Annotated in this window: 8 protein-coding genes and 3 pseudogenes; 10 read left to right on the top strand and 1 reads right to left on the bottom strand. The window is 68.2% G+C overall.

Translation table 11 applies throughout. The features are described 5' to 3' along the window. The first annotated feature begins 465 nt into the window (after positions 1-465). The 9 genes and pseudogenes from ACFY3J_RS38560 to ACFY3J_RS38520 all read left to right on the top strand — a co-directional run bounded on the left by ACFY3J_RS38560 (position 466) and on the right by ACFY3J_RS38520 (position 6688). Entirely contained in the window at positions 466-864 is a 399-nt protein-coding gene (locus ACFY3J_RS38560; RefSeq protein WP_390842866.1) for a nuclear transport factor 2 family protein, read from the top strand. Between the two features lie 113 nt (positions 865-977). Continuing rightward, a pseudogene (locus tag ACFY3J_RS38555) lies at positions 978-1250 on the top strand (transposase family protein); the annotation flags it as partial. 265 nt (positions 1251-1515) lie between these two features. Beyond that, complete coding sequence (locus ACFY3J_RS38550; protein WP_390842867.1) at positions 1516-2130, top strand: ISAs1 family transposase; 615 nt, start codon at positions 1516-1518, stop codon at positions 2128-2130. Positions 2131-2385: 255 nt separating this feature from the next. Beyond that, positions 2386-3178 (top strand): annotated as a pseudogene (locus ACFY3J_RS38545) (SDR family NAD(P)-dependent oxidoreductase). A 430-nt stretch (positions 3179-3608) separates the two neighbouring features. Further along, a pseudogene (locus ACFY3J_RS38540) lies at positions 3609-3820 on the top strand (IS701 family transposase); the annotation flags it as partial. 35 nt (positions 3821-3855) lie between these two features. Beyond that, complete coding sequence (gene nthB, locus ACFY3J_RS38535) at positions 3856-4572, top strand: nitrile hydratase subunit beta (RefSeq protein WP_390842865.1); 717 nt, start codon at positions 3856-3858, stop codon at positions 4570-4572. After that, positions 4569-5168 carry a nitrile hydratase subunit alpha gene (gene nthA, locus ACFY3J_RS38530; protein ID WP_384178603.1) on the top strand — a complete coding sequence of 200 codons (600 nt, stop codon included), beginning with the start codon at positions 4569-4571 and terminating at the stop codon, positions 5166-5168. Before nthB ends, nthA begins: the two co-directional genes overlap by 4 nt. Further along, positions 5165-5530, top strand: a complete 366-nt coding sequence (locus tag ACFY3J_RS38525; RefSeq protein WP_384178606.1) for a nitrile hydratase accessory protein — start codon at positions 5165-5167, stop codon at positions 5528-5530. The genes nthA and ACFY3J_RS38525 overlap by 4 nt, the downstream gene beginning before the upstream one ends. 441 nt (positions 5531-5971) lie before the next feature. Then, positions 5972-6688 (top strand): hypothetical protein, encoded by a 717-nt coding sequence (locus ACFY3J_RS38520; protein WP_384178609.1) that lies wholly within the window; start codon positions 5972-5974, stop codon positions 6686-6688. Positions 6689-7484: 796 nt separating this feature from the next. Here ACFY3J_RS38520 and ACFY3J_RS38515 read toward each other — a convergent pair. Next, positions 7485-8216: an SDR family oxidoreductase gene (locus ACFY3J_RS38515; RefSeq protein WP_390842864.1), complete on the bottom strand. Its 732-nt coding sequence runs from the start codon at positions 8214-8216 to the stop codon at positions 7485-7487. Between the two features lie 403 nt (positions 8217-8619). On the opposite strand from ACFY3J_RS38515, the gene ACFY3J_RS38510 reads away from it, so the two are divergent. Further along, entirely contained in the window at positions 8620-9480 is an 861-nt protein-coding gene (locus ACFY3J_RS38510) for an alpha/beta fold hydrolase (RefSeq protein ID WP_390842863.1), read from the top strand. The last annotated feature ends 88 nt before the right edge of the window (positions 9481-9568 follow it).

The following is a 9568-nucleotide window of genomic DNA, read 5'->3' as shown; positions in this document are numbered from 1 at the left end:
CACCCCCCAGGTCATGCGTGCGACAGGGGGCAAACAGCCATACCGGGCCCGGGGGCCAGGCGCCCCGTTGCGGGGCCATGAGAAAGGTAACGGGGGAAACCGTAGCGGCCGCGCAGCACGTGCAGATCACCGGCGTGAATCGGAGTCGCCTTCACACGGATCAGCGCCTGACCGGCTTTCGGCGTGGGAACAGGCCGGGATTCCAGCCGCAGGACATCGGTGGGCTCGCCGGCCTTTACGGCTATGAGCGCGCGCATGGATTGAGGCATGAGCGGCCTTTCTTCTCTTGGCGCCCGAGAACCTCGGCGGGTCTCTGGAAAGAAGCGATGCTGGTGCCGGCATCCTCGTCGGCGCCCAGGCTGTCATCGCAGGGCTGTTGCAAAGTCGCATGATCTCGTGGGTGCCCTGGGTCGAAGTTGCCTCGACGCCATGTCCGTTGCCCCCTAGCGGTGTTACCGTCGCGCCATGTCCAAGATCGAGATTGACGCGATAGCCGCCGAGTTCTTCGGAGCCTTCGACAACCGCGGCGGCAAGGCCGCGGACGTGGCCCGGATCCGCCGGCTGGTCATTCCGGGTGGTGTGATCGTGCTGACCGGGCCGAAGTACACGGTCTACACCGTGGACGAGTTCATCGAGCCGCGCGAACGCCTGCTCGCCGACGGCCGGTTGGTCGAGTTCTCGGAGTGGGAGACCTCCGAGCGAACCGAGATCGCGGGCGACATCGCCGCGCGCTTCGGCGAGTACCGGAAGGCCGGCATCCTGGACGGCGAGCCGTTCGAGGGCGGCGGGACCAAGACCATCCAGTTCGTCCGCACCCCGGAGGGCTGGCGGATCGCGGCGTTCTCCTGGTACGACCAGCCCTGAGGGTCCGCAGGTCGCGGCGGTCCAAGGAGCGCGGGCTGGGCCGTCACGCACGCAGCGAAGTTCCGGTTGAACGGGGTGACCTTCCCAAGTCGCCTCGCACCACCGGAGCGTCGATGTGTCGTCAGTCTGCCACCGTCTGCCTGATCAAGTCGCCCGCTCTGGAGGACACTGCGGGGTTGTCGCTGGTGGAGCGGTTGCGGCTGTTGCCGGATCCGCGTCGACGTCGAGGGGTGCGTCACCCGTTCGTGGCGGTGCTGCTGGTTGCCGCCTCCGCGGTTGTCGCCGGCGCACGCTCGTATACGGCTATCGGCCAGTGGTCCGCCAACGCGCCGCAGCACGCCCTGGCCCGCCTGGGTGCCCGGGTCGTAGGGTCGTTGAGCGTGCGCGTCGCGCCGAGTGCCGCCACGATTCGGCGGATTGTCGGCCTGGTCTGCCCCGGCGGACTGGCCGATCTGACCGGCGCTGATCCTGCCGGCTCGGACTCGGTGGCGCTCGACGGCAAGGCTGCCCGCGGCTCCCGACACGGCCAGACGCCCGCCGCCCACCTGCTGGCCGCGATGACCGGCGACGGCCGAACCGTCGCCCAGCTGCGGATCCCCGACAAGACCAACGAAATCACCTGCTTCGCCGCGCTACTGGGCGCCCTTCGACCTGACCGGGGTCACCGTCACGGCCGACGCCCTGCACACCCAGCGCGCGCATGCGCGCTTCCTGGTGGACGAGAAGAAGGCGCACTACCTCTTGGTGGTCAAGGCCAACCAGCCCGAACTGCACCGCAGGCTGCGATCACTGCCGTGGAAGGACGTCACCGCCCGCCGCTACGACCGGGAGATCGGCCACGGCCGCCGGGAGACCCGAGTGACCAGGGCCCTCACCGTGACCGACCTCGGCCTCGACTTCCCTCACGCCGCCCAGGCTGTACGCATCCTGCGCCACCGCACCGACCGCACGACCGGAACCGTCAGCCGCCAGACCGTCTACGCGATCACAGACCTGAGCTCGCATCAGGCGTCGCCCCGGCGGCTGGGCCAACTCGCCAGGTCGCAGTGGACCATCGAGAATCGGCTCCACTTCGTCCGCGACACCACCTTCGCCGAGGACGCCTCGAAGATCCGCACCGGCCATGGCCCCGAAAACATGTCGACCCTACGCAACCTGGCGATCAACGCGCTCCGCGCCGCCGGACACCGCAACATCGCGGCCGGCATCCGGCACGTCTCCTACGAGCCCTTCACCCGCCCGCTCGACCTACTGGGCATCGTCTGACCAGCGCGACTACAAGATCACCGCACTTTGCAACGGCCCTGGCTGTCATCGGCGTCGGGCCCCTCTAGGCCTTTACCGACTCACTCAGGATGATCATGTAAGCGCGCTGGGTTCGTGCGGCCTCCCAAGGCCAGTGAACAGGACCGCTCGCCGCAGCGCCCCAGGTCGGATCGGCCTGGGGCAAGGCCGCATCGCACCCGGCCGGCCCCGTACCTTTGATGTAGGGGGTGCTGCTCACCCCAGAAACGGACCGCCATGGACCTCCACCTCAAGGACAAGGTCGCCGTCGTCACCGGAGCAAGCAAGGGCATCGGCCTCGCCATCGCCGGTGCATTCGCGCGTGAAGGCGCACACGTGATCACCGGCAGTCGGAGCATGACTCCCGAGCTTGAGGGGCTCCACGAGAAGTATGGCGTCACCGCAGTCACGGTCGACCTGTCCACAGCAGACGGACCGGACGCATTCGTCGGGCCCGCGGTGGACCAGTACGGCAGGATCGACATCCTGGTCAACAATTTGGGTGCCGCGACGCCTCGTTCGAGCTTCCTGGACATCGACGACGCCGAGTGGCGGCGGATCTTCAACATGACTCTGTTCAACGCGGTCCGGACCAGCCGCGCGGCGCTTCCTCACCTGCTGGACGCGGACGGGGGTTCCATCATCAACATCAGCTCCATCAACGCGCGCCTGCCATTCCCCGCGGTCGTGGACTACTCCGCGGCCAAGGCCGGGCTGACCAGCCTGACCAAGTCACTGTCCGAGGAATTCGCACCGTGAGGCGTCCGGGTCAACGCGATCGCCCCAGGACCGGTCCGTACTCCCTTCTGGACCGCTCCGGGTGGCTTCGCCGACGTCACAGCGGCCCAGACCGGCACCACCGCGCAGGAAGTGATGGACGTCGTCGTGCCACAGAGCATGGGCATCTCCACCGGGCGTCACCGAAGCCCACGAAGTCGCCGATCTGGCTCTCTTCCTCGCCTCGCCGCTTGCCGGCAACATCACAGGAGCCGAGTTCACCATCGACGGCGGCCAGGTCAAGACGTTGTGATCTCCTGTGCCTCCCCGCAAATCCGGGCCGTGCACCGGCGGTAGGAACGAAGATCTTCCAGCCGGGCGCTGTGCTCGGGGTTGGCCGTGGCGGGAAGGTCTGCAGGTCCTCGAGCAGGTTGGTCGCCTCCGGCGCCCGGGTGTCGTCGTCGAAGGAGCAGACCCACACGGCCTGGCGGACGGAGTCGATGACGACGGCGGCGATCGCGCCATCGTCGGCGGGCCGGTGAACCCAGTAGGGAGCGACAACGACCGTGCGGTGGGACTGCACGAGGCCCAGGAACATCACCTGCCCGACATCATCCTGCCGCCTTGCGCCATGACCGCGCCAACGAGTCGTTCACCTGGACCAAGACCGCCGACGAGATCCTCGGATCCCTCGCCGACTACCTCACCAAGGTCACTACGCCAGCTATCGAAAACCGGCAAGAAACCCCAAGCTCACGATTTCCGGCGCAGGACACTGGACGCTCGCCATCGCCTGCTCCCACGAAGTCACCACCGACGTCGGGAAGTCCCGCGCGGACTCCCTGGCCGCGACCGTGCCGAAACGAGCCTGGAGCGGGCGGCAGGGGCCGGCACGAAGGGGCACCGCTTCCACGACTGGGCCGTCATCGATCTGGCCGAACCCCGGACCGGCAGCCATTAGATGCTGATGGGACACCGCTTGCTTAAAATATGAGTAGGTGTAACCGCTATTGCACTCGTATGAGAGTTTGTGCCGTGGATGGTATTGCCGATATGGGGGGCACCCCGGGCTGGGGTCCCATGTATCCACCGAGGAGAGACGAACCGGTCTTCGAGGAGCCCTGGCAGGGCCGGGCGTTCGCGCTGGCGATTCTCTCCAGCCGCGTTGCGTGCGGTGGCGTCAACCCGGACGCCTTCCGGCACGCACTGGAGCGCCTGGACCGCGCCGCCTACCTGGGCGACGGCTATTTCGGCCGCTGGCTCAACGGCGCGGCGCTGATGCTTACCGAAAGTGCCACCCTGGCGCCGTCCGCGATCGACGCCCGTGCCCGCAACCTGCGTGGCGAAGATGTCGCGGAACCACCGATTCCGGAGCCTGCCCGGCCCGACTACGTACGGATCGCCGAGGGCTCGCTGCGCACCGTGGGCACCGCGCCGGCCTTCACCGTCGGCGAGCATGTCCGCGCCAAGGCCATGTCGGTACCCGGGCACACCCGGCTGCCGGGCTATGTACGCGGACATACCGGAGTTGTCGAGCGTAGCCAGCCCGCCGCCGTGCTGCCGGACACCAACGCCCACTTCCAGGGCGAGAACCCTCAGCACGTCTACTCGGTGCGGTTCGACTCCCGCGAATTGTGGGGCGCCGACGCCGAACCCTTCGCGCTCACCGCAGAGCTGTACGAGAGCTACCTGGAGACAACCTCGTGACCACCACCGGCGGGCCGGACGAGGCCCTTCCCGTGGCCCTGCGCACCGAGGCGCTCGAGCAACTGCTCACCGAGCGGGGCCTGATCGACCCGAAGGCGATGGACCGGATCATCACCGACTACGAGACCAACGTGGGCCCGCTCAACGGCGCCAAGGTCGTCGCCAAGGCATGGACCGACCCGGACTACCGGCAGCGACTCCTCGACGACGGCACCGCCGCCATCAAGGAGCTGGGCTTCTCGGGGGCGCAAGGCGAACACATCGTGGTCGTCGAGAACACCGTGACCACCCACCACGTGGTGGTGTGCACGTTGTGCTCCTGCTACCCGTGGCCGGTGCTCGGCCTGCCGCCGAGCTGGTACAAAGACCCCGCCTACCGCTCGCGGATGGTCAAGGAGCCCCGCACGGTGCTGTCCGAAATGGGCCTCGATCTCGCCGACGATGTGCAGATCACCGTCCACGACTCCACCAGCGAGGTCCGCTGGCTGGTGCTGCCCGAGCGTCCGGCCGGCACTGAGCCCCTGACCGAGGAAGAGCTCGTGCCGCTGGTGACCCGGGACGCGATGGTCGGCGTCGCCAAGGTGATGGCACCATGACCGCGCCGCTGGACATCGAGGGCCCGGTCGCACCGCCCCGCTCCAACGGCGAGTTGGTGTTCGCCGAGCCATGGGAGAGCCGCGCCTTCGGCATGGCCGTCAGCTTGTACGAGGCAGGCACGTTCACCTGGCCGGAATTCCAGGCCGCACTGATCGCCCGGATCGCCGCTTGGGAAGCCGGAGCGGCCCAGGGCGAGCCCTACAACTACTACCGGCTCTGGCTGGCGGCCCTGGAAGACGTACTCGTCGGCTTGTCTGCCGTGTCCACGAACGAGGTCACCACACGCACCCAAGCCCTGGCACAGCGCCACCAAGGCCACGACCACCGTGACCACCCCGACGACCACGACCACTCATACTGACCCGCAGCGTCCTCCCGCGGACCCGTCGGCGCCTTCCTTACGAGTTTCCCGGGCTGGTGAACGCAGGGGTGACCCAAGCTCTGGTCCCGGTCGCCGACGCCGTCCACCTGCGCGTCTTCCTCCGTCGAGTGCCCGACCCCGCGATCGCCGGGGCCGCCGCTATCCGCTGGCCGCACTGCCGTCTGCGGCAGCCGCGGGCCCCCAGCCCCGCGCCACCGCTGCCAACCGCCCCGCGCAGCAGTTGCGCACCGCCCGCCACGGGCCCGACCACAGCAGGTCATGGAGTCGGCGCGGCCCGGCTTCCCCAGCTCCGGCTGCGCACTCGTCCTGGACCTCAGCATCGGGGTACAAGTCGCGCACGCCGCCGGTGCGGTGAGAAGCCACCGCGTGCATAGTGGGTGCGGCACCCGACGCGGGGAGGCGGGTGCGAAGGGGGAGAGCATGCGCAGGTATGTTCACAACGAGCTGGCGACCGTCGCCGAGGCGGTGTGTACCGTGGCCCTCAGCACGCCAGTGGGCTTCGGTGTGCACGGCATCCCCAAGGCGGACGCCGACTGGCAAGCTATCCCTGCCGTCATCGCGCTCAGCGCGGTGCTCGGGGTGCTCGCGTGCACCCGCTGGACGTGGCTGGGCGGCAAGAAGCGGGACTTCGAGAGGGCAGTTCCCTTGAACCCCGACACGGTACTTCCCGCACGGGGCGAGTCTCTCCGTCGTAGCCTGGACCCAGGGTTCGTTACCGTCGTGGTGGTGCCGACGCTGCTCCTTGCCCTGTTCTGGGAACCCTGGGCGGCCCTCCTGCCGCTGATATTCGTGCCGGACCGGCTCACCGGGGCGGCATACGCCGCTTACTGGGAACGGTGCTACGGCGTCATGCTGTGGCAGGGGCACGTTCCCGATCAGCCTCTGGAGGACGGCCAGTACCTCTATTCTTCGGTACGGCGGCTCGTGTCCTGGTCTGCGATGCGCCTGCCACGTATACCGCCCACCGCGGTCGTGAACCACTCCGGGCCTGATGCAGGTTCTTACCTGTGCGTACACACGAACCAGGCGGGCGTGGGACCGTGTTGCGTACCAGGCGGACAGGTCCGCCGGGACCTGCCGGAGTCAGGCCGGCTTCCCGCCCGCCTGGGCCTGGACACCGCGCACGGCCTTCCCTGACGGCCCATCAGGCACACTGGATGAATTTCATCGGCACTACCAAACCGATGACTTTGCGAGTAGGAGATCTGTCCTGTTGAGCATGTAGATCCTGGTTGATCAACCCAGTCCGATGGCGGCGAGCGGCCGTTGGGGGTTGCGGGCGTGGTGGCGGGTGGCGGGTGGCGGCGATGTTGGCGTAGCCGTTCTGGCGGAAGATCCGGGCTGCTGGCCCCGCGGGACCGGAGCAAGATGCTCACGGCCCTGGCCGGGCCCGAGCCGGTGGCCGGGAACGACAGCGAGTGGGCGCTCTCCGGGCTCGAGTCGGGCGACGGTGGCGACCAGCCGCGTCGAACTGCCGTGCGGCGGTGGCTCCTTCTCCGGCGGAGCCCCTGGGGGAGGAAAGGCGGTGGGTGTGCCGGATGACCAGCGATTCGAGACTCTGCGCCATTCGGGGATGATCGCAGAGGTGTGCGAGCCGGCGCACAGGAGTTTTTCGTACGCGCTCCGACGCCGTGATCACACCCGACCTCGGGCGGAGGGCCCTGCTCTTCGGTCCAGGTCGGTAGGGGCGGCGTCGACCCGCAGGACGCAGCGGGCGTCGCCGTCCCTTTAGCCCAGGCACGTCAGCCACCAGTCACACGACCGGCGCACCTGCCACCGCGCCATCCGTGCGCCGACCCCGCCAAGAAGATTCGACACCTCCACCACACACGGAGGCCTTCGCCACGATCAAGACCAGATCGCGTTGACAACGCTCGTGGTCAATACACCTAGCGCCTACCCACCGTTACGCCGACAGGGTGGGCTGGGTGGTTCAGGCGAGCCAGTCGCTGTAGTGGGTGGGGGCGATACGCGCGTCGCCCTTGGCGGTGATGGCGTCACCGTGGACGGCGGCGAACATGCCCGCGGTGTCATCGGTGACGACTGTGCGGCCGTCGGGGCGGGCGTTCAGAGTGACCCGGCCGAGTTCGTCGAGGGAGAAGACGTCGGGCCCGGCGATGTTGCGGGTGCTGTTCAAAGGGGAGCCGGCGGCGACCTCGGCGACGGTGTCGGAGACGTCCTGGGCGGCGATCGGCTGGATCGGGGTGCTGGGCAGGCGGACGGTGTCGCCCTCGGTGGTCGAGGACAGGATGGCGTCGATGAACTCCATGAACTGGGTGGCGCGGACGATCGAGTAGGGGATCGGTCCGGCCTTGAGGATGTTCTCCTGCAGGGTCTTGGCCTGGTAGTACACGAGGTCCGGCACCTGGTCGGTGCCGACGATGGAGAGGATGACGACGTGTCCGACCCCGCCCTTGTGACTGGCGGCCAGGATGTTGTCCATGGAGGTCTGGAAGAACGTCAGGGAAGCCTCGTCGAAGGTCGGGGAGTTCGTGAGGTTGATGACGACGTCGGCACCGGCCACCGCCTCCTCCAGCCCCTGGCCGCTGATCACGTCCACGCCCGTGGACAGCGAGAGCGGCACGGCTTCATGTCCCGCCGCCTTGAGCTTCTTCACGACCTGCGACCCGATCAGGCCGGTACCGCCGATCACTGCGCACTTCATGAGTCACCTTTCTTCGCGCACCAGCACGGGTCGTGACCCTGCACAGTGACCCGAACCACGCCGCCATCCACAGGTGCGTGATCGCGGGCGGATCACGGCCATGCCTCCAGGTTGCTACGCTGCCGAGCGCCTCGCATGCCGCCCGCAACCATGCCGGGTGGACCGTGGGGCGGCGAAGGACGGGGCAACGGCGCCGGCTCGCCGGTGAGGAGCATCGGCTGAACGGCTGAACGTAGGCAACGGCCGGCTGACCGGCCGACATGGAGACTCCCCGCAAACCTGCGGCGCGTTCTCTCACTCGAATGCTGCGCTCGTCTCACCCTGTCGGCCCTTGCCGTCGGGCCTCTCGCCGCGGATGGAGTAATGCTCGGGCGGTGGGGGCCTCACGGAAAGGAAGGCCTGCATGACGGCATCTGTGGTGCTCGGCCTCATACGTCGCACAAGTCGGACGCCCTTCATGGTCGCTGGGTGCGCGATGGCTCTGTGCACGTCGGCGACAGCCCCGGCCGCCGCCGACGGCGACCCGAGCGGCGGCAAACCCACCGTGGTCCTGGTGCACGGGGCGTTCGCGGACGCCTCCAGCTGGAACGGTGTCATCGCGCGACTCGAACGCCGCGGCTATACGGTCGTGGCGCCCGCCAACCCGCTGCGGAGTCTGTCCAACGACTCCACCTACATCGCCTCGGTGCTGGACAGCATCAAGGGCCCCGTCGTGCTGGTGGGCCACTCGTACGGCGGCGCCGTCATCAGCTCGGCGGCAGCCGTCAACCCACGGGTCAAGTCCCTGGTGTACGTGTCAGCACTGATGCCCGACAAGGGCGAGAGCGGCGATGCGCTGTCAGCCCGATTCCCCTCTCCACTCGCCACCGCCACCACATCAGTCCCGTACCGAGCCGACGGCGTCAGCGGAACAGACCTGTACATCCGGCCGGACAAGCTCCACGAGGTCTTCGCCGCCGACCTGCCGGAGAGCACGACGAAGTTGATGGCAGCCACCCAACGGCCTGTCGCGAAAACCGCGTTCTCCGAGAAGGCCAAGGTGGCAGCCTGGCGGTCCATTCCGTCCTGGGCCCTCGTCGCGAAGCAGGACAAGAGCATCAACCCGGATCTCGAACGCTTCGAGGCGAGGCGCGCCGGTTCTCACACGGTGGAGATCGACTCCTCCCACGTGGCCATGATCTCCCATCCCGACGCGGTCACCGACCTCGTCCTCCAAGCCGCCGCGGCCGCTGACTCCGCCCGCACATCGCCGACGGCCTCCTAGTAGGGCTTGGTCAGGTCGGGTGTGGTGGTGCGTGTCCTTCTGGGCCGGTGTGGCGTTGGGAGTGTGTGACTCCGGACGAGGTTGCTGT

It is taken from the genome of Streptomyces sp. NPDC001231 (genome assembly GCF_042896885.1).
GTDB lineage: Bacteria > Actinomycetota > Actinomycetes > Streptomycetales > Streptomycetaceae > Streptomyces.
This window is presented reverse-complemented; position numbering and strand designations above follow the sequence as displayed.